An 18576-nucleotide genomic window follows, 5' to 3' on the forward strand; every position below is an offset into this window, starting at 1 on the left:
CTCAAAGTAAGCTCATTGTTCAAAAGGTATACTAATGGAATACAACACTTCAGCACTGTGCGACATATATTTGGATCAAGTTGATGTCGTGGAGCCAATGTTCAGCAACTTTGGTGGACGTGCCTCTTTCGCAGGACAGATCACGACATTAAAGTGCTTTGAAGACAACGCTTTGATTCGCTCGGTGCTAGAGCAAGACGGTCTAGGGCGTGTGTTGTTAATCGATGGTGGCGGCTCACTGCGTAAAGCACTGATTGATGCCGAGATGGCCCTACTTGCCGAAGACAATGAGTGGGAAGGTATTGTGGTGTATGGCTGCGTTCGCGAAGTCGATGAGCTGGAAGACATGAACCTAGGTATTCAAGCACTGGCTTCTATTCCTGTTGGAGCAAGCCAAGATGGTGTCGGTGAGCTAGATGTACCCGTTAACTTTGGCAGCGTAACCTTCTTACCGGAAGATTACCTCTACGCCGACAATACGGGCATTATTCTTTCAGCCGAACCTTTAGACGTTGAACTTGACCTTGATGCTGATGAAGAAGAAGTCGAGTAGTTCTATCTCTTCATAAGTCACTCACAATAACCAAGAACACAAACAGAAACGCCCGCTACTGAGTAGCGGGCGTTTTTTTAAATCTGAAGAGTGAATTACTCTACTTCATCCATTTTACCAAGAAGGTTACGGATGCGATCTTGCCATGCAGAGTGCTCTTCTTGCATCTGCTGAGTTTTTTGCTCTAGCTCTTGACGGCTTGCTTTAAGTTCACCAGCTTCTGTTGCTAGTGCTTGTTTCTCTTCTTTAAGCTCTTCCACTTCCATTTGAAGAAGTGCAATCGTATCTACTGCTGTTTGAATTTTTGCTTCTAGTTGCTCTAGTACTTCAAAAGACATTCTGGCCTACCTTTAAGTTATCCATTTGATGGTGAAGGTTCACTCCACTTATTTCCCCATTCTACTCAGCAGAGCAAGGATAAACACTCAATATATTCGATATTTTGCGCCATTCGATGAAAAAAACAGCGCTTTTTACCGAATATTGACGTTAATTCTTACAGCCACACTCGCAAACCAATTATTTTGATGAATATTAGTGGTTTTTCACTGCTCATTGATCAAAAGCAATCTGCAAAAAGCAAAAAGGCAAACGTTTCCTTTTGGATATGGTAAAATCCGCCGCGAAATTTCTATTCCCCCTTTGAAAATTTTGGAGTCCGCATGAAACGCGATTTAGCAATGTCATTCTCTCGTGTCACAGAAGGTGCAGCACTGGCTGGTTACAAGTGGCTTGGCCGTGGCGATAAAAACGCTGCAGATGGCGCTGCTGTAGAAGTCATGCGTAGCCTACTAAACAAAACCGAAATCAGCGGTGAAATTGTTATTGGTGAAGGCGAAATCGATGATGCACCTATGCTATACATCGGTGAAAACGTAGGTGTGGGCGGCGACGCTGTCGACATCGCAGTTGACCCAATTGAAGGGACGCGCATGACAGCAATGGGCCAATCAAATGCATTGGCAGTATTGGCTGCAGGCGAAAAAGGCAGCTTCCTAAAAGCGCCTGATATGTACATGGAAAAATTAGTCGTTGGCCCTGGTGCTAAAGGCGCTATCGACTTAGCTCTACCGTTAAAAGAAAATCTAGTAAACATTGCTAAGGCTCTGGGTAAAACACTCGACACGCTAGTAGTAACCACACTGGCTAAGCCACGTCACGACCAAGTAATTGCAGAGATGCAAGCGATGGGCGTTCGTGTATTCGCAGTGCCAGACGGTGATGTAGCAGCATCTATCCTAACCTGTATGCCAGACAGCGAAGTTGACGTAATGTACTGCATCGGCGGCGCACCTGAAGGTGTAGTTTCTGCCGCAGTAATTCGCGCACTAGACGGTGACATGCATGGTCGTCTACTACCTCGTCACGAAGTGAAAGGCGATACAGAAGAGAACCGTAAACACGGTGAGCTTGAGCTAGAGCGTTGTGCTGAAATGGGCGTAACCGCTGGTATCGTGTTGAAGATGGAAGACATGGCGCGCAGCGACAACGTCGTATTCTCAGCAACGGGCATCACTAAGGGTGACCTGCTAGAAGGTATTTCTCGTCAAGGCAATATCGCTACAACAGAAACGCTACTTATCCGTGGCCGATGCCGTACGATTCGCCGCATCAAATCAATCCACTACCTAGAGCGTAAAGATCCAGAAGTGGTTGGTCACATCCTGTAATCCTCATATCGAGTGAAACAGAATATTCAAAGGCTGATACCAAGTATCAGCCTTTTGTTTTATTGCCCTGTCAGATTCTCACCCTTGCTATTGATAGGTCGGTAACTGTCAAAATAGTAAATGGTTTGCTTTATAAACACCTTGCCTCATAATAGTAAGGTTCATGAGGTAGGGATAGTATGAAAACAAGCGACAAAATCTTACAGACCATTAAGCGTCAAGGCGCAGTAACAGCCAAACAGCTGTCAGAAGAGTTTGGTATGACGACAATGGGTGCAAGGCAACATCTGCAAAGCCTGGAAGATGATGGCATTCTCGCGTTTCATGACGTCAAAGTGAAAGTCGGTCGTCCGACTCGTCACTGGTCTCTTACTCAGCACGGCCATAGTCAGTTTTCAGACCGTCATGGTGAACTTACGATTCAAGTCATTGATGCCGTAGAAAATCTATTCGGAAAAGAAGGCTTAGCTAAAGTCGCTGCCGAGCGTGAACAGCACACATTAAAACAGTATCAATCTGCCCTGTCTGATTGTGACAATCTAATCAGTAAGCTGGAAAAGCTCACCCAACTTCGTGAAGAAGAGGGCTATATGGCTGAACTGAAAGAACAAGACGATCACTACATCTTGATTGAAAACCACTGCCCTATTTGTAAGGCTGCGACTCGTTGCCCTAGCTTGTGTCAATCTGAGCTCAACGTATTCACCGAGCTACTAAAAGATGAGTGCCACGTCAGCCGAACTGAGCATATTATTGCTGGCGAACGACGCTGTACCTACACCTTAGTACCTGTCGCTACTGCTTAACGCTAAGTCATTGATCTTGTCTCAATATTGAGAAACCCAAAGATCGAACAAAATTCATACAGAAATCTTTCTTAAGCTTAAAGCATATGAAACATGCTTAATGCTAAGGAAGGAATGATGGCACATCCACAACCAGAGCAAAAACTGCCCCCTTTTGATGAACTGGTTCAGCTCGCTCAAAACGATCCTAAAGCATTCAACCAATTCAAACACGAGATGTGTGAGCAGATGATCTGTTCCGCTTCTGAAAGTATGCAGGGCAGACTTCGCGCTCAACAAAGCCATCTCGATTTAGTCGTCAGCCGTTGTAAAAACCCTCACCACGTCAATGTCGTGCTAATGCAAGAGCTACGCTGTCAGGTTTGCAAGTTCCAAGACGCACTCCAAGGGCGCTGTACCTTAGAAGAGCCTCAGCCTGAAAATGTGGTTCCATTCAGACCTAACACTGAACCCAAAATGTACTAGTTCAGACAGCTCCAGAAAGCAAAAAGGGAGCCTGATGCTCCCTTTATATTAACTGCTGAAAACTCTCATACTGGATCTTCACCGTAATCGTTGCGGCCTTCTGTGCCTTTTAACAAACCACATTCAATCAAAATCCATAAACCACACACTAATGCAGCTACCGTTGCCACCATGTGCATTGGTGATACAGAATCCACCGTTGTTGCAGCAGCAGGTGAAGCCAAGCGCCCTAGTACCAACGGAACATTCAATAGTAGCCAGTAGTTAGACTTGTTACGGTCATGCCAACGCTTGGCCGTTACCGCTAAGTCTGGAATCACCAGGAGCAACAAGAAGATTGGTAGCAGGATATAAGAGTACGCTGGAAACAGTACCGAAATACCAGAGGCAAAACCGGTGATCGCGACATAGTAGAAAATGTTCCACATCCAGTAAGTCTTACGACCAATTCTCCCTTTGAAAGAGAGCAGTAAATCTTTCATCGACATCTAAAAATACTCAAAAAATTAATACGCTACCAAAAAGTTAGCAGCTAAAGTTAGGGTCTGCTGACCTTTCGCGGTTAAATTTTGTTCGAGATAGAATCGTTTTAGGCGCGGCAAGAAGTATGTAGCTTAGTCACTCTAAGTAAATTCTTCTTAACAAAGCATAAAACGATTCTAGCCGAACCCTTCGGGCAGCCTTTGTGGTTCATTTCTACTGCGTTATCGGCTTCTCATGTAGGCTAGCTACACATCAAACCCTCTGCCTTGTAGAAATTTCCCACAAAACGCGGCAAAAATCAGCTCGAAAGAACAGCAGACCCTAGTTAATCACTTTCTTAAGCGAATCAGTTAATCACTTTCTGAAAACAACTTTTGTCCATATCGCGAATATTAACCGTTAGGCTTCGAACATGGCTCGCCTGTTCTTGTAAGATTTGCATTAACGAGCGTGACAATTCCCGTTTCTGTTCTTCGGTACGCCCGGAAAGTAACTCAAAGCTGATATGAATAAAGTCCACACTGTCTTCTTCATCACCGACTAGCCAGTTATGACAACGCAGAGAACGTGATTTCACAGACGGAACATCAAACAAGCCACAGTTTAATGTAACTTGATGAAGATCTTCTAGTAAACCTTGGATATTCACTCGCTCGTCCACTGAATTTGAGTACTCTAGAACTAGATTCGGCATTATTACTTCCTATTGTTAACGCAAACGTTTGTCCCTTAATACCAACTAACGATGAAAAAACCGAGAAGTTAGCTATTATTCTGTCTGTCGGATCACTGATATAAGGTCAGTATCTACTCTGACCAATCGATAAGATCCCATAAAGACATGACTACAATCATGATCTAACGCGTTTTATCTGTTATATTCTTACGAAGATTTTTTACATTAATTGATTAAATACGGAGATATTCCTATGCGTCGTCCTGTAGTGATGGGTAACTGGAAACTTAACGGTAGCAAAGCAATGGTAACTGAGCTGCTAACTGGTCTTAACGCTGAACTTGAAGGCGTTGAAGGTGTAGACGTAGCAGTAGCTCCACCAGCACTTTACATCGATCTAGCTGAGCGTCTAATCGCTGAAGGCGGTAACAAAATCATCCTAGGTGCTCAAAACACTGACCTAAACAACAGCGGTGCATTCACTGGCGACATGTCTCCAGAAATGCTGAAAGACTTCGGTGCGACTCACATCATCATCGGTCACTCTGAGCGTCGTGAATACCACAACGAATCAGACGAGTTCATCGCTAAGAAATTCAAATTCCTACAAGAGAACGGCCTGAAGCCAGTTTTCTGTATCGGTGAATCTGACGAGCAAAACGAAGCAGGCGAAACTGAAGCAGTATGTGCACGTCAAATCAACGCAGTTATCGACACTTACGGCGTTGAAGCTCTAAACGGCGCAATCATCGCTTACGAACCAATCTGGGCTATCGGTACTGGTAAAGCAGCAACAGCTGAAGATGCACAACGCATCCACGCTTCTATCCGTGCAATGATCGCTGAAAAAGACGCAGCAGTAGCTGAGCAAGTAATCATCCAATACGGTGGTTCTGTTAAGCCTGAAAACGCTGAAGCTTATTTCGCACAACCAGACATCGACGGTGCTCTAGTTGGCGGCGCAGCTCTAAACGCAGCTGGCTTCGCAGCTATCGCTAAAGCAGCAGCTAAAGCAAAAGCTTAATTTAGACATCACTGTTTAAATTGAATGAAAGGTCAACTTAGGTTGGCCTTTTTTATTGCTTGTCACTTATGAACCCAAGCAAGCAGATACAAAAAAACCGCTGATAAATCAGCGGTTTTTAAATTCTATAAGCTTACGCTCGGCGTGGCTTAGAACAACTCTTCAGCTACGCGGAACAGCTCAGAGCGGTCTGGGTTCTGCATGTTCTCGATACAGTCGATGATGTCGTGGTGAACAAGCTCTTCTTTCTCGATACCAACACAACGACCACCGTGACCTTCTTGAAGAAGGTGAACAGCGTAGTTACCCATGCGAGAAGCAAGTACACGGTCAAACGCAGTAGGACGACCACCACGTTGGATGTGACCAAGAACCGTTGCACGAGTTTCACGACCCGTTGCTGCTTCGATCTCTTTAGCCAGCTCGTTCGCATCCATCATTAGCTCAGTTAGAGCGATGATTGCGTGCTTCTTACCTTTAGCAATGCCATCTTGGATGTTGCCGATTAGCTGCTCTTTATCTAGACCAGTCTCAGGTGTGATGATGTACTCACAGCCACCTGCGATTGCTGACATAAGCGTAAGGTCACCACAGTGACGGCCCATGATTTCAACAATAGAAATACGTTGGTGAGAAGAAGACGTGTCACGTAGACGGTCGATAGAATCAATAACAGTGTTAAGCGCTGTTAGGTAACCGATTGTGTAGTCAGTACCAGCGATGTCGTTATCGATTGTGCCTGGAAGACCGATACATGGGTAACCCATTTCAGTCAGTTTCTTAGCACCCATGTAAGAACCGTCACCACCGATAACAACAAGTGCTTCGATACCGTGCTCTTTTAGGTTCTCGATACCTTTCTCACGAACAGCAACGTCTTTGAACTCAGGGAAACGTGCAGAGCCTAAGAAAGTACCACCACGGTTGATCACATCAGACACGCTTGAACGGTCAAGCTTTACGATACGGTTCTCAACAAGGCCTTGGTAGCCATCGTAAATACCGTAAACTTCAATGCCAAGTGATAACGCGGTACGAACTACGCCACGAACTGCTGCGTTCATGCCCGGAGCGTCACCACCACTGGTCAAAACACCGATCTTCTTAATCATGCTCACCCTCGATTTTTGGGAATCTATTATTCAATTCTTGTTCTTGCTGATTGTATATCAACAAGATTTTAAATCTATATTTGTGCGTTATGTTACATTTCCTCAACAGGAATAGCACTTAAATCGCGAAAAATTATGTAACATTTCTACTTCTGTAAGAGTATTACAGTTTTACTCAATAACTTTGTTGATTCACATCAGAATCAACATTAATTGTTACTAAGGTGGTTTTTGAATCACCAAAGAGTTTGCAATTTCTACTCACTCTAGTTCAAAAGCCATCCACTTACCATTTGCTGCCTAGTTTTCGTGCTCGTTACCACGAATGAAATTTTTGTTGCTTCTCTGGCCCAAACACCACCGAATACGGGTCTTGGTGAATTAATACATCAGCATCAGGGAACACTGAGATAAGCTTGGCCTCTACTTCGTCAGAAATGCGATGCGCTTCAATAAGTGGCATCTCATCTTCCAACTCTAAGTGCAATTGAATGAAGCGAATCGGACCAGAACGACGAGTTCTAAGCTGATGCACACCGAGTACCCCTTCCACACTCAACGATGTCTCTTTTATCTGCTTTAGTTCTTCATCAGGGAGCTTGTGATCAAGCAGAGATTGAATCGCCTCCATCGCCATTTGGTAAGCGCTATAAAGAATATAAATACCAATGCCTACCGCAAATACTGAGTCCGCCTGACCAATGCCAAACCAACTCAACCCTAGGGCCAGCATGATAGCCGCGTTCATATAAAGGTCAGATTGATAATGCAGTGAATCCGCAGCAATAGCCTGACTGCCCGTTTTCTTGACCACGTGTTTTTGGAATCGAACCAGACCAAACGTCATCACTATCGCGAACAAGCTGACGTAAATACCGATTTCCGGCGAGTTGAGCTCATGAGGTCTAAAGAAGCGCTCCACACCATTAAGAATGAGGAAACAGGCAGAGCCCGAAATAAACATCGCCTGTGCTAATGCAGCGAGTGATTCCGCCTTACCGTGACCAAAGGTATGTTCTTTGTCGGCAGGCTGAAGAGAATATCGAACCACCAATAAGTTAACGACCGAAGCGGCAATATCTAACATGGAATCGACCACGGAAGCCAACAGGCTCACCGAACCTGTCACCCACCACGCCGCGACTTTCACGATCAACAAAATAGTGGCAATGGTGGTCGCAGCCCAAGCGGCCAGCGTAACTAAACGTGCGTATTCTTGTTTCATAACTTGGCTATAAAGTGACTGATAGCACAAAGTATAACCTGCAAACAATCAATTGAATATGACAGCTAGGATGTAAGACATTCATTTTTAGGGATCAAAAAAGCGGCTCTCGGCCGCTTCTTTTTAAACACTTTCATTCAAGCTTGCTTTATCCAGCTTTGAATTACTTGTCTCTGTTCATGTGCTTTTCCATCTTTTCAGCACATTTCGCCATGCGCTCTTGCTGGATTTCTTTCAGTTGAGTTTTTTGCTCAGGCGTTAGCACGCTCATCATTTCGTGTTGCTTCTTAAGCATTGCTACGCGACGCTCAGTTTGCTTCTCAACCATTTGGCTTGCTAGATCATTTGCCGCTGCTTCATCGAAGTTGTCAGCTAGTACCAACGCTTGAACTTTCTCGTGGTGCGCTTTCATTTGCGCCATTTTGTCTGACTTGTTGCCCGCGTGTTTTGCTTTCATCTCAGCACGGTTCGCTTCACGCATCTCTTTTAACTGTTCTTTTTGTGCGTCAGTTAGGTCTAGTTGACGCATTACTTTCTTGTCGAAGCCACCACATTTACCGTGCATGCCTTTATGGTCGCCCTTGTCACCGCCGCCAAATGCATACGCACTTGCTGTACCTAACATAAGTGGAAGTGCCGCAGCTGCTAGTACAAGTTTCTTCGTCATTTTCATAATTGTTGCCTCAATTCGGTATAATAAGTCATGTATTGCGTCTGTATCTCAGCGCTTGAATATAGATTAGTCTTTCCCTCGTAAAGTGACGTTTAGAAAGCGTAAAGAATCGTAAAGAGTGAAAGCTGACGAATAATTAGCAGTATTATTAACCTGTAACTAACCGATTAAGGCTTTCCCATGGCGAACATTCTTCTTATTGATGACGACACTGAGCTAACGAGCTTACTTAAAGACATTCTTAGCTTTGAGGGCTTCACCGTTTCTGAAGCCAATGATGGCTACGCAGGGCTCGAAGCGATCAATGATGAGATCGATTTGATTCTTTTGGATGTAATGATGCCGCGCCTGAATGGCATGGAAACACTCAAAAAGCTAAGAGAACATTGGGAAACGCCTGTGTTGATGCTGACGGCGAAAGGGGAAGAGATCGACCGTGTTATCGGCCTGGAGCTTGGTGCGGATGATTACTTACCAAAGCCGTTTAGCGACCGCGAATTACTCGCACGTATTCGCGCCATCTTGCGCCGCACGCAAACCACGAGCACTCCAAAAGCCGCCAGCGATAGAATCCAATATCAAGACATTGAAGTATTCCCTGGCAAACAAGAAGCGTACTGCAATGGCGAGATCATCGACCTCACCACTACCGAGTTCGCTCTACTAAGCCACCTTATCCAAAACCCGGGGCAAGTGATCACCAAGGAAGCGTTAAGCCTAGATGTACTTGGCAAAAGGCTTGCAGCATTTGACCGTGCGATAGACATGCACATCTCTAACCTACGTAAGAAGATTCCAGAACGTAGCGATGGCAAATCACGCATCAAAACCTTGCGTGGTCGTGGCTACCTATTGGTAGAGGAGGATTAATGCGCATCCCTAAAATCACTAGCTTATATGGACGTATCTTTGCCATCTTTTGGTTCACCATGTTACTGGTGCTTTTATCCGTACTCTCACTACCACATCTAGACCCGCGAGTAGCACGTGATGTGCCCGCTGACCACCTCAGCAAATTAGAACGCATCGCCAAGGCTACAGAGCAACGCTACGCCAGAGAGCCTAACCTCGGCAAAATTGTCTTCCAACTTGAGGCGCCACGTAGCCGCAAAGATTCTCGTGCACGTATCTATCTGACCGATCTTGAGGGCGCAGTCCTAACCTCCAAAAGACATTCAGACTACAAACTTAAAGCGATTCGTAACTTCGTAACCTCAATTGATAACCCAGAAGTGCCAAAGCAGAAGCTTTACGGGCACTACATGGTTGCAGGCCCTGTACCAATCAAGCTGGCAGGTGAAGAGCTACTGATGTACGCCGGAGTAAAGTGGAATCAGCCACCGCCGTTCTTACTTCGACTATTTGATAGACCACTGCAGCTGCTGCTTGCCGTGATGCTAGCCAGTACCCCACTATTACTTTGGTTAGCTTGGGCACTCAGCCAGCCAGCTCGCCGACTTGAGCGTGCTGCACAACGAGTAGCGAAAGGCGAATTCGAGGTCGATCCAACCCTTGAAAAAGGCACATCAGAATTCAGACAAGCGGGTGAAAGCTTTAACCAAATGGTTGAGGCCGTAAACCAGATGATCTCAGGGCAACAGCGCTTGCTTTCTGATATCTCACACGAGCTGCGTTCTCCTTTAACACGGCTTCGTATGGCCAATGCACTGGCGATTCGTAAGCAAGGTGAGAGCCCAGAACTCGAGCGTATCGATACAGAAGCACAACGCTTGGAACAGATGATCAGTGAACTACTGACCCTCTCACGCATGCAGGTTGATAGCCACATTACTCGTGAAGTTCAGCCGATATCTAGCTTATGGGAAGAGATCTTAAAAGATGCACAATTTGAAGCAGAACAAATGGGTAAAGAGCTGACATTCTCAGAAATCCCTGATCGTTCAATTTCAGGCAATCCTAAGCTGCTGATGAGTGCCTTAGACAACATTACGCGCAACGCCATTTACTACGGTAAAGATCAAGTCGATGTGCAGTTCCACGTGGTGCAAGATCAGTTGACCATTTGCGTCAATGACAACGGTGATGGTGTGCCTGATGATGAACTCGATTCTATCTTCAGACCTTTCTACCGTGTTTCTACCGCTCGTGACCGTAATTCTGGTGGCACTGGGCTCGGGCTGACTATTACCGAGAGTGCGATTCGCCAACATAGCGGAACGATTACCGCGAGCCGCAGTAAACTCGGTGGATTACAGCTCGAAATTACTCTGCCTATCCTGCCACTGTAATACCCCCACAAAGATCACAGTTGATAATGATTGTCATTATCATTATGATAAATCCTCTAATTAAGGAGGATTTACTATGTCTCACATTTTCCCTGAACTGCCCTACGCCTACGATGCTCTAGAACCGTACATCGATGCAAAAACGATGGAAGTGCACTACAGCAAGCACCATAGAACCTATTACGATAAATTTGTCGCAGCGGTTTCTGGTAGCGAGCTTGAACAGCAATCTCTCACTGAAATCTTCGCTAATATTTCTCAACACAGCCCCGCCGTGCGCAACAATGGTGGCGGCTACTACAACCATATCTTGTATTGGAACTGTATGTCGCAAGACGGCGGTGGCGAACCAACTGGCGAGCTGAGTGAGGCGATTAAAAGCACATTTGGAGATTTTGCAGCATTCCAAGATCAGTTTGCTCAAGCGGCAATCAACACCTTCGGTTCAGGTTTTGCTTGGTTAGTAGTAGAAGAAGGACAACTGAAGATCATCTCAACCTCAAATCAAGACAATCCTTGGATGGATACGGTGGCCAGCAACGGTGAACCGATACTTGCGTTAGATGTGTGGGAGCATGCCTACTACATCAGCTATCAAAACCGCCGACCTGACTACATCAACGCTTGGTGGAACGTGGTCAACTGGAGTGCAGTATCAGAAAACTACGCGCAGGCACTCACCAACCAAGCCTAAGTGGATGGTGGTAAACTGTACTCACACAGCTTGCCACCGTATACTCTGGCTATCTTTGATTACTCTTGTGAACCCACATGTTTGATATCGCTCTATACGAACCAGAAATTGCACCCAATACGGGTAACATCATCCGCCTATGTGCTAACTGCGGCGCAAACCTGCACCTGATTGAGCCACTTGGCTTTGATTTTGAAGAGAAGAAAGTGCGTCGTGCTGGTTTGGATTATCACGACCTAGCGCGAGTGAAACGTCACAAGAACCTAGAAGCTTTTATTGAGTATCTAGAGAACGAACGTGAAGGTGACTACCGTATCTTTGCGTGTACCACCAAGACCACAGGTCACCACGTCGATGCCAAGTTCCAACAAGGCGATGTGTTGATGTTCGGCCCTGAGACACGCGGCCTACCTGCTGAGTTCATCGAGAGCATGCCGATGGAACAACGTATTCGTATTCCAATGATGCCAGACGCACGCAGCCTGAACCTATCCAATGCTGTAGCAATCATCGCGTTTGAAGCATGGCGACAAATGGGCTTCGAAGGCGCGGTATAACCAAACCCTCAAACACCTATTATCTGTCATCGCTAATAGACAATAAAAAAGGCTCTTACCATTATCTCTTTCTTACGAAGGATAAAGGTAAGAGCCTTTTCAGTTGTTGTCTTTCTATCTAAACAGCAGGATTAGTTTAAGCGGTTACGATCGTTGTCGTCGTCTTTCTTCTCAAACTCACCTTCAAAGGTGTTACCGCCTTTTGATTGGTCAAATGGGTCGCGGTTGAATGGATCATCTCCAAATGGACTCTGACCAAAGCCAGCTTGTCCACCAGCGTGGAAACCACCAGACATATTTTTAACCACCATTTTTTCCATCATTTTCTTAGCGATCATGGCTCTTGGTGCTGGCAACAATACCAACATACCCAGAGCGTCTGTCATAAAGCCTGGAGTCAGCAGCAATACGCCAGCCACTGCCAGCATCACGCCTTCAAGGATCTGCTGTGCCGGCATCTCGCCTTGCTGTAGTCGACCTTGAACGGACATCAGCGTTTGAATACCTTGGCTACGAACCAGCGATGCACCAACAAATGCCGTTATCAAAACCAATGCAATAGTTGGCCACAATCCTAAGAAGCCACCAACTTGGATAAATAGCCCAATCTCAATGATGGGTACGAAGATAAATAGTAATAATAAGATAGGAAACACACGCCCTCCTTTGTTGCTTTCAGTTTACGCTGAAAGGTCTACCAATCTCAAATTTATCCTGTAAATAAGCGTGTTTATTGACCCAAATTAACTTTGCAAAATATTGACTAAACAAAAGCGAAAAAGGTGATCAACTTACTATTTTTATGCGCTAGGTACAGTATCATGTGCCACATAAGTCAGGACGGATTTATCAGCCCAATATTCTAGCGAACGGAGTATTTGCACACAGAATAGGCTAATAACTAACTATATAATCAGAATTATTCTCTAAGGATCCTGTTATGGCTACTCTATCAGAAGCACAAGTTGATGCTCCTCAAGCTACTCGTCTCGAAGAAGATCTTTTAGGTCAACGTCATGTTCCGGCTGATGCTTACTACGGCATCCACACCCTACGCGCAGTTGAAAACTTCAACATCTCAAATGTAACGATCTCAGATGTACCTGAATTCGTTCGCGGTATGGTGATGACAAAAAAAGCAGCAGCTTTAGCAAACAAAGAGTTAGGTGTAATTCCTAGCGAAGTGGCTAAATACATCATCCAAGCTTGTGACCTAATTCTAGACACTGGCAAGTGCATGGATCAGTTCCCATCAGACGTTTTCCAAGGTGGTGCTGGTACTTCTGTAAACATGAACGCGAACGAAGTTGTAGCGAACGTTGCACTTGAGCTAATGGGCAAAGAAAAAGGCCAATACGAGTTCATCAACCCGAACGACCACGTAAACCGCAGCCAATCAACTAACTGTGCTTACCCAACTGGCTTCCGTATCTCTGTTTACAACAGCGTACTAAAACTGATCGATGCAATTGAATACCTTAAAGGTGCATTCGAGCTTAAGAGCCAAGAATTCAACACCGTTTTGAAGATGGGTCGTACTCAACTTCAAGATGCAGTTCCAATGACGGTTGGCCAAGAGTTCCACGCTTGGGCGGTAACCATCAATGAAGAAATCAAAAACCTAGAATACACATCTAAGCTACTGCTTGAAGTTAACCTAGGCGCAACGGCAATCGGTACTGGTCTAAACGCAGCACCAGGTTACCAAGGCCTTGCTGTTAAACACCTAGCTGAAGTAACTGGCCTAGATTGTGTTCCAGCAGAAGACCTAATCGAAGCAACATCTGACTGTGGCGCATACGTAATGACGCACGGCGCGCTTAAGCGTCTAGCAGTTAAGCTGTCTAAGATTTGTAACGACCTACGTCTACTGTCTTCTGGTCCTCGCGCAGGCTTGAACGAGCTGAACCTACCAGAACTTCAAGCAGGCTCTTCAATCATGCCAGCTAAAGTAAACCCAGTAGTACCTGAAGTAGTAAACCAAGTTTGCTTCAAAGTTCTAGGTAACGACAACACGGTTTCTTTCGCAGCTGAAGGTGGTCAACTTCAACTGAACGTTATGGAACCTGTTATTGCACAAAGCATGTTTGAGTCTCTAGACATCCTAACTAATGCTTGTGTGAACCTACGCGACAAGTGTGTAGACGGCATTACGGTAAACAAAGAAATCTGTGAAGCGCACGTATTTAACTCTATCGGTATCGTAACTTACCTAAACCCATACATTGGCCACCACGAAGGTGACATTGTTGGTAAGATCTGTGCAGAAACAGGTAAGAGTGTTCGTGATGTGGTTCTAGAGCGCGGTTTATTAACCGAAGAAGAACTTGATGACATTTTCTCTGTTGAAAATTTGATGCATCCTCAGTATAAAGCAAAACGCTACGAGTAACGCTAGCGAGAAAGGGCTCCAAACGGAGCCCTTTTTTAGGCTCCAATACGGTTAACCCTGTTTATTTTGTGGTTTTCTGTATGTTGCGCTTTTGCTTAATTGAATCTAAACCATAGAACTATTATCTGAACATTCTCTCAACGAGTGGTCACATAATAAAATCTACATGAGGTGTTAATTATGATTGCAGTAGAACTGTTTATCGTCCTGCTCTTTATCTTCTTAGGGGCCAGAATTGGCGGCATCGGTATCGGCTTTGCCGGTGGTGCTGGTGTTATTGCTCTTTCACTTATTCTTGGCGTACCAACAAGCCAATCTTTTATCCCAATTGATGTAATCCTGATCATCATGTCGGTTATCACCGCAATTGCTGCAATGCAGGTTGCTGGCGGTATGGACTGGTTGGTGCAAATTGCAGAAAACTTTTTGCGTAAGCACCCAGAACGCATCACCTTTTACGCACCGATTGTGACCTTTTTAATGACGCTAATGGCAGGTACTGGCCACACAGCATTCTCAACTCTGCCAGTTATTGCAGAAGTAGCGAAAGGCCAAGGTGTACGTCCTTCTCGCCCACTGTCTATTGCTGTTGTTGCGTCTCAAATTGCTATCACGGCTTCGCCAATCTCGGCAGCAGTTGTAGCTTTCGCAGCCATGCTTGCACCATTCGGTGTTGATTACCTAACACTACTGATGGTTTGTATCCCAACAACCTTCATCGCTTGTATGGTTGGTGCAGTTGTTGCTAACTACATGGGTAGCGAACTAAAAGACGATCCTGTTTACCAAGAGCGCCTAGAGAAAGGTCTCATCAAGCTAGCAACAGATGAGAAGCGCGAGATCCTTCCTACAGCGAAGAAAGCGACATACATCTTCCTAGCGGCGATTGGCTTCGTAGTTTGTTACGCAGCGGCTATATCTAGCTCTGTTGGCCTAATCGAGAACCCTGCACTAGGTCGTAACGAAGCGATCATGTCGGTAATGTTGGCAGCAGCAGCGGCAATCGTAATGTTCACTAAGATCGATGCAGCGAAAATTTCTTCAGCACCGACATTCCGCTCTGGTATGACTGCTTGTGTATGTGTACTTGGTGTGGCTTGGTTAGGTTCTACGTTTGTAAATGCACACGTTGCTGAAATCAAAGACGTTGCAGGCGCGCTACTGGCTGACTACCCATGGATGCTAGCTCTTGTTCTGTTCTTCGCTTCTATGCTGCTTTACTCTCAAGGCGCAACAACGGTTGCATTAATGCCTGCAGCACTAGCAATTGGCGTAGCACCACTAACAGCCGTTGCTTCTTTCGCTGCGGTAAGTGCACTGTTCGTTCTTCCTACTTACCCTACGCTACTGGCTGCGGTTGAGATGGATGACACAGGCTCAACGCGTATCGGTAACCTAGTATTCAACCACCCGTTCTTCATTCCAGGTGTGGTAACAATCAGTACTGCGGTAGCACTAGGCTTCGCATTCGGTGGTCTGTTTATCTAAAAACCACTGATGATATGACTCTAAAAGGAAGCTTCGGCTTCCTTTTTTGTTTATGGCTTAATGTGATTTTTGATGCCCGTCAAATAACCATGACAAACTTTAAAACGTGTTCAAAAATAAAGTTTGAATAAAATTCCAAGGCTATCCAATCCATTCTCTATCAATACCTATCAAATCAACCCTCCCCTATTTACCAACTAACCAAACCGAATATTAATCCAAGCTAATTAACCAAAAAACCTTACGATTTTTCTCACATTTTTTAGCCCTTTCACTGGCCACTATTTTTGTGAACAGCACCAAACTTAAATGATTAAGTAAAGAATAAAATAACCGCAGCTAAATTAAATACAACTTCATCTGGATTAGTAAATATCAAATAACTTTAATTTAAAGCCCGCAATTTTATATCGTTGGGTAATTTATAAGTGTCAGTGTATTTACAGTCTATAAATCATTAGTCGCTAATTCACATCACTTCTATTTAAGATGATGTAAGGAGATAGCCATGACAACTCAAACGATGCCAAGCGAGAAAAAAAAGGGCGGCTTCTTTGCCAACTTTAAATTCCCTTCTGCTTATACCATTCTATTTATTTTAATTGCATTCGTTGCTCTACTGACCTGGATTGTTCCAGCGGGTCAATATGACCGAGCAATGAATGAAGAATTAGGCCGAGAAGTACCGGTAACCGGAACCTATCAAGCGGTTGAAGGTAACCCTCAAGGCGTAATTGACGTACTGCTAGCGCCGATTGACGGCTTCTACGACCACAATAGCTATGAAGCTGCTGCAATCGACGTTTCACTGTTCATTCTCATCATTGGTGGCTTCTTAGGGCTAGTTACCAAGACTGGTGCAATTGATGCTGGTATCGAACGCGTCACCGCGCGCCTCGAAGGGAGAGAAGAGTTGATGATACCAATACTGATGGCACTGTTTGCCGCTGGCGGTACTGTCTATGGTATGGCGGAAGAGTCACTTCCATTCTATACGCTTCTTGTACCTGTCATGATGGCGGCTCGCTTTGACCCTCTAGTGGCAGCTGCAACTGTGCTTCTAGGCGCAGGCATAGGGGTGCTAGGTTCCACCATTAACCCATTCGCAACGGTTATCGCAGCTAACGCCTCTGGCATTCCATTTACTGACGGTATCGTACTACGTGTGACAATGCTGATTATTGGTTGGGGTATCTGTGTCGCTTACGTCATGCGTTACGCAAGAATGGTGCAAGCAGACCCAAGCAAGTCGATTGTGTATGACAAGTACGAAGAAAATAAAGCGCACTTCCTTGGCAATTCAAGCGGAGAAAAACTGGAATTCACTGCAACTCGTAAACTGATTCTGACTATTTTTGGTGGCTCATTCGCGGTAATGATTTACGGCGTATCCGTTGCTGGATGGTGGATGGCAGAGATCTCTGCAATGTTCCTAGCCGCAACCATCATTGTCGGTATTGTGGCTCGCATGAGCGAAGAAGAGTTTACCTCAAGCTTCATTGACGGTGCTCGTGACCTGCTCGGTGTAGCGCTAATCATAGGTATTGCACGTGGTATTGTAGTAGTGATGGACCGCGGTATGATCACCGATACGATTCTGTTCTCTGCAGAGCAGATGGTCACCGGGCTCTCATCCGTTATCTTTATTAACGTTATGTTCTTCCTAGAGATTCTATTGTCATTCCTAGTGCCATCGACATCTGGCCTAGCGGTATTGACCATGCCAATCATGGCGCCATTGGCTGACTTCGCAGGTGTTGGTAGAGACCTAGTGATCACCGCTTACCAATCGGCTTCAGGCTTAGTAAACCTTATTACCCCAACATCTGCGGTGGTAATGGGTGGCTTGGCGATAGCTCGTGTGCCTTACGTACGCTGGGTGAAATGGGTCATGCCATTGATCGGTATCTTAACGGTGTTCTGCATCGTAGTACTGAGTATTGGTGCGCTTATCTAGACATACCTTCAGCAAACACACTTCCATTCAAAGCCGCTTCGATAGCGGCTTTTTTAGCTCTATCGCTAGCTCAGTCAGCTTTACCGTTACTGCAGCCCATAGCCAACTCAGCAGCTCCCGAGAAGCACCATCTCAACACTCCTACTCATCTGCAAACATCAGAGACAAAGTTAACAAAACCACTCATTTTTTACCAAGGTGATATATGGCGAAATATTTAGTCATTTATTAGCGTTAATTATATTTACCGGTTTATTAAAAGTAACAGAAAAAGATAAATAAACGAATAAACCTAATTAAAAACACCTTCACAAGTCCTACTTTAAAGTGTGACCCAAATAACTTTATACGAATTTAAATTGTTAACAGATAATTAATTCCACATTCAAAATTAAATATCTAAATAAAAACACTGCATACTTCCACTTTAAGCTCACTTTTATCAATCAAAGTACATTGCATATAAACCCCCACTATTTAGATTTTACTAATCCGGATTAGAAAAACATGAATAATGTTCCCCCTGGATTAACTATTTAGAAGCAATCGATG

The 18576-nt window shown here is 44.9% G+C and carries 19 protein-coding genes; 12 read left to right on the forward strand and 7 right to left on the reverse strand.

The genetic code is table 11. The features are described from left to right. Window positions 1-34 precede the first annotated feature (34 nt). Window positions 35-553 (forward strand): ribonuclease E activity regulator RraA, encoded by a 519-nt coding sequence (gene rraA / locus L1D55_RS07735; RefSeq protein WP_004737135.1) that lies wholly within the window; start codon window positions 35-37, stop codon window positions 551-553. A gap of 95 nt (window positions 554-648) precedes the next feature. Here the strand turns inward: rraA and zapB are convergent, their stop codons facing one another. Beyond that, entirely contained in the window at window positions 649-891 is a 243-nt protein-coding gene (gene zapB, locus L1D55_RS07740; protein ID WP_004737134.1) for a cell division protein ZapB, read from the reverse strand. A gap of 324 nt (window positions 892-1215) precedes the next feature. On the opposite strand from zapB, the gene glpX reads away from it, so the two are divergent. From glpX to L1D55_RS07755, 3 genes are all read left to right on the forward strand, one after another. Continuing rightward, window positions 1216-2223, forward strand: coding sequence for a class II fructose-bisphosphatase (gene glpX, locus L1D55_RS07745; RefSeq protein WP_102424375.1), 1008 nt, complete (start codon window positions 1216-1218; stop codon window positions 2221-2223). Window positions 2224-2402: 179 nt separating this feature from the next. Then, window positions 2403-3029, forward strand: a complete 627-nt coding sequence (locus tag L1D55_RS07750) for a metalloregulator ArsR/SmtB family transcription factor (RefSeq protein WP_239917045.1) — start codon at window positions 2403-2405, stop codon at window positions 3027-3029. Between the two features lie 117 nt (window positions 3030-3146). After that, on the forward strand, window positions 3147-3494 hold the full coding sequence (locus tag L1D55_RS07755) for a DUF3135 domain-containing protein (RefSeq protein ID WP_004737131.1): 348 nt from the start codon (window positions 3147-3149) through the stop codon (window positions 3492-3494). A gap of 65 nt (window positions 3495-3559) precedes the next feature. Here L1D55_RS07755 and L1D55_RS07760 read toward each other — a convergent pair whose 3' ends face one another. Further along, entirely contained in the window at window positions 3560-3982 is a 423-nt protein-coding gene (locus L1D55_RS07760; protein ID WP_102424380.1) for a DUF805 domain-containing protein, read from the reverse strand. Window positions 3983-4323: 341 nt separating this feature from the next. Next, window positions 4324-4671 carry a 5-carboxymethyl-2-hydroxymuconate isomerase gene (locus L1D55_RS07765; protein ID WP_004737129.1) on the reverse strand — a complete coding sequence of 116 codons (348 nt, stop codon included), beginning with the start codon at window positions 4669-4671 and terminating at the stop codon, window positions 4324-4326. Between the two features lie 235 nt (window positions 4672-4906). On the opposite strand from L1D55_RS07765, the gene tpiA reads away from it, so the two are divergent. Next, a complete protein-coding gene (tpiA, locus tag L1D55_RS07770; protein ID WP_063525233.1) occupies window positions 4907-5677 on the forward strand; it encodes a triose-phosphate isomerase in 771 nt (256 codons plus the stop codon). Between the two features lie 149 nt (window positions 5678-5826). On the opposite strand, the gene pfkA is transcribed toward tpiA, so the two are convergent. From pfkA to L1D55_RS07785, 3 genes are all read right to left on the reverse strand, one after another. Continuing rightward, window positions 5827-6789: a 6-phosphofructokinase gene (pfkA, locus tag L1D55_RS07775; RefSeq protein WP_063525232.1), complete on the reverse strand. Its 963-nt coding sequence runs from the start codon at window positions 6787-6789 to the stop codon at window positions 5827-5829. Window positions 6790-7105: 316 nt separating this feature from the next. Further along, entirely contained in the window at window positions 7106-8014 is a 909-nt protein-coding gene (gene fieF / locus L1D55_RS07780) for a CDF family cation-efflux transporter FieF (RefSeq protein WP_004737126.1), read from the reverse strand. Window positions 8015-8177: 163 nt separating this feature from the next. Then, window positions 8178-8687 (reverse strand): CpxP family protein, encoded by a 510-nt coding sequence (locus tag L1D55_RS07785; RefSeq protein WP_128159196.1) that lies wholly within the window; start codon window positions 8685-8687, stop codon window positions 8178-8180. A 180-nt stretch (window positions 8688-8867) separates the two neighbouring features. On the opposite strand from L1D55_RS07785, the gene L1D55_RS07790 reads away from it, so the two are divergent. The 4 genes from L1D55_RS07790 to trmL all read left to right on the forward strand — a co-directional run bounded on the left by L1D55_RS07790 (window position 8868) and on the right by trmL (window position 12187). Beyond that, window positions 8868-9557, forward strand: a complete 690-nt coding sequence (locus L1D55_RS07790) for a response regulator (protein ID WP_105025816.1) — start codon at window positions 8868-8870, stop codon at window positions 9555-9557. Beyond that, on the forward strand, window positions 9557-10936 hold the full coding sequence (gene cpxA / locus L1D55_RS07795; protein ID WP_239917046.1) for an envelope stress sensor histidine kinase CpxA: 1380 nt from the start codon (window positions 9557-9559) through the stop codon (window positions 10934-10936). Before L1D55_RS07790 ends, cpxA begins: the two co-directional genes overlap by 1 nt. A 76-nt stretch (window positions 10937-11012) precedes the next feature. Further along, window positions 11013-11630 carry a superoxide dismutase gene (locus tag L1D55_RS07800; RefSeq protein ID WP_239831696.1) on the forward strand — a complete coding sequence of 206 codons (618 nt, stop codon included), beginning with the start codon at window positions 11013-11015 and terminating at the stop codon, window positions 11628-11630. Between the two features lie 77 nt (window positions 11631-11707). Further along, window positions 11708-12187, forward strand: a complete 480-nt coding sequence (gene trmL / locus L1D55_RS07805) for a tRNA (uridine(34)/cytosine(34)/5-carboxymethylaminomethyluridine(34)-2'-O)-methyltransferase TrmL (RefSeq protein WP_004737121.1) — start codon at window positions 11708-11710, stop codon at window positions 12185-12187. Window positions 12188-12318: 131 nt separating this feature from the next. Here the strand turns inward: trmL and L1D55_RS07810 are convergent, their stop codons facing one another. Beyond that, on the reverse strand, window positions 12319-12843 hold the full coding sequence (locus L1D55_RS07810) for an FxsA family protein (protein ID WP_102426101.1): 525 nt from the start codon (window positions 12841-12843) through the stop codon (window positions 12319-12321). 284 nt (window positions 12844-13127) lie between these two features. Here L1D55_RS07810 and aspA point away from each other — a divergent pair, with 284 nt between their 5' ends. The 3 genes from aspA (at window position 13128) to L1D55_RS07825 (ending at window position 18024) form a co-directional block, all read left to right on the forward strand. Continuing rightward, entirely contained in the window at window positions 13128-14579 is a 1452-nt protein-coding gene (gene aspA, locus L1D55_RS07815; RefSeq protein ID WP_239831698.1) for an aspartate ammonia-lyase, read from the forward strand. A gap of 180 nt (window positions 14580-14759) precedes the next feature. Further along, the gene (locus L1D55_RS07820; RefSeq protein WP_105057665.1) at window positions 14760-16067 is read left to right on the forward strand and encodes an anaerobic C4-dicarboxylate transporter; all 1308 of its coding nucleotides are present in this window, start codon (window positions 14760-14762) and stop codon (window positions 16065-16067) included. Window positions 16068-16575: 508 nt separating this feature from the next. Further along, on the forward strand, window positions 16576-18024 hold the full coding sequence (locus L1D55_RS07825) for a YfcC family protein (protein ID WP_239917047.1): 1449 nt from the start codon (window positions 16576-16578) through the stop codon (window positions 18022-18024). Window positions 18025-18576 lie beyond the last annotated feature (552 nt).

The organism is Vibrio sp. Isolate22, from assembly GCF_022398115.1.
Taxonomy (GTDB): Bacteria; Pseudomonadota; Gammaproteobacteria; order Enterobacterales; family Vibrionaceae; genus Vibrio.

Excerpts from the sequence above, each read along its gene's own strand:
- trmL (WP_004737121.1), top strand. The coding sequence starts at position 11,708 with ATGTTTGATATCGCTCTATACGAACCAGAAATTGCACCCAATACGGGT.
- cpxA (WP_239917046.1), top strand. The coding sequence starts at position 9,557 with ATGCGCATCCCTAAAATCACTAGCTTATATGGACGTATCTTTGCCATC.
- L1D55_RS07800 (WP_239831696.1), top strand. The coding sequence starts at position 11,013 with ATGTCTCACATTTTCCCTGAACTGCCCTACGCCTACGATGCTCTAGAA.
- L1D55_RS07750 (WP_239917045.1), top strand. The coding sequence starts at position 2,403 with ATGAAAACAAGCGACAAAATCTTACAGACCATTAAGCGTCAAGGCGCA.
- L1D55_RS07790 (WP_105025816.1), top strand. The coding sequence starts at position 8,868 with ATGGCGAACATTCTTCTTATTGATGACGACACTGAGCTAACGAGCTTA.
- fieF (WP_004737126.1), bottom strand. The coding sequence starts at position 8,014 with ATGAAACAAGAATACGCACGTTTAGTTACGCTGGCCGCTTGGGCTGCG.
- pfkA (WP_063525232.1), bottom strand. The coding sequence starts at position 6,789 with ATGATTAAGAAGATCGGTGTTTTGACCAGTGGTGGTGACGCTCCGGGC.
- L1D55_RS07785 (WP_128159196.1), bottom strand. The coding sequence starts at position 8,687 with ATGAAAATGACGAAGAAACTTGTACTAGCAGCTGCGGCACTTCCACTT.
- glpX (WP_102424375.1), top strand. The coding sequence starts at position 1,216 with ATGAAACGCGATTTAGCAATGTCATTCTCTCGTGTCACAGAAGGTGCA.
- tpiA (WP_063525233.1), top strand. The coding sequence starts at position 4,907 with ATGCGTCGTCCTGTAGTGATGGGTAACTGGAAACTTAACGGTAGCAAA.
- L1D55_RS07820 (WP_105057665.1), top strand. The coding sequence starts at position 14,760 with ATGATTGCAGTAGAACTGTTTATCGTCCTGCTCTTTATCTTCTTAGGG.
- zapB (WP_004737134.1), bottom strand. The coding sequence starts at position 891 with ATGTCTTTTGAAGTACTAGAGCAACTAGAAGCAAAAATTCAAACAGCA.
- aspA (WP_239831698.1), top strand. The coding sequence starts at position 13,128 with ATGGCTACTCTATCAGAAGCACAAGTTGATGCTCCTCAAGCTACTCGT.
- L1D55_RS07755 (WP_004737131.1), top strand. The coding sequence starts at position 3,147 with ATGGCACATCCACAACCAGAGCAAAAACTGCCCCCTTTTGATGAACTG.
- L1D55_RS07765 (WP_004737129.1), bottom strand. The coding sequence starts at position 4,671 with ATGCCGAATCTAGTTCTAGAGTACTCAAATTCAGTGGACGAGCGAGTG.
- rraA (WP_004737135.1), top strand. The coding sequence starts at position 35 with ATGGAATACAACACTTCAGCACTGTGCGACATATATTTGGATCAAGTT.
- L1D55_RS07825 (WP_239917047.1), top strand. The coding sequence starts at position 16,576 with ATGACAACTCAAACGATGCCAAGCGAGAAAAAAAAGGGCGGCTTCTTT.
- L1D55_RS07760 (WP_102424380.1), bottom strand. The coding sequence starts at position 3,982 with ATGTCGATGAAAGATTTACTGCTCTCTTTCAAAGGGAGAATTGGTCGT.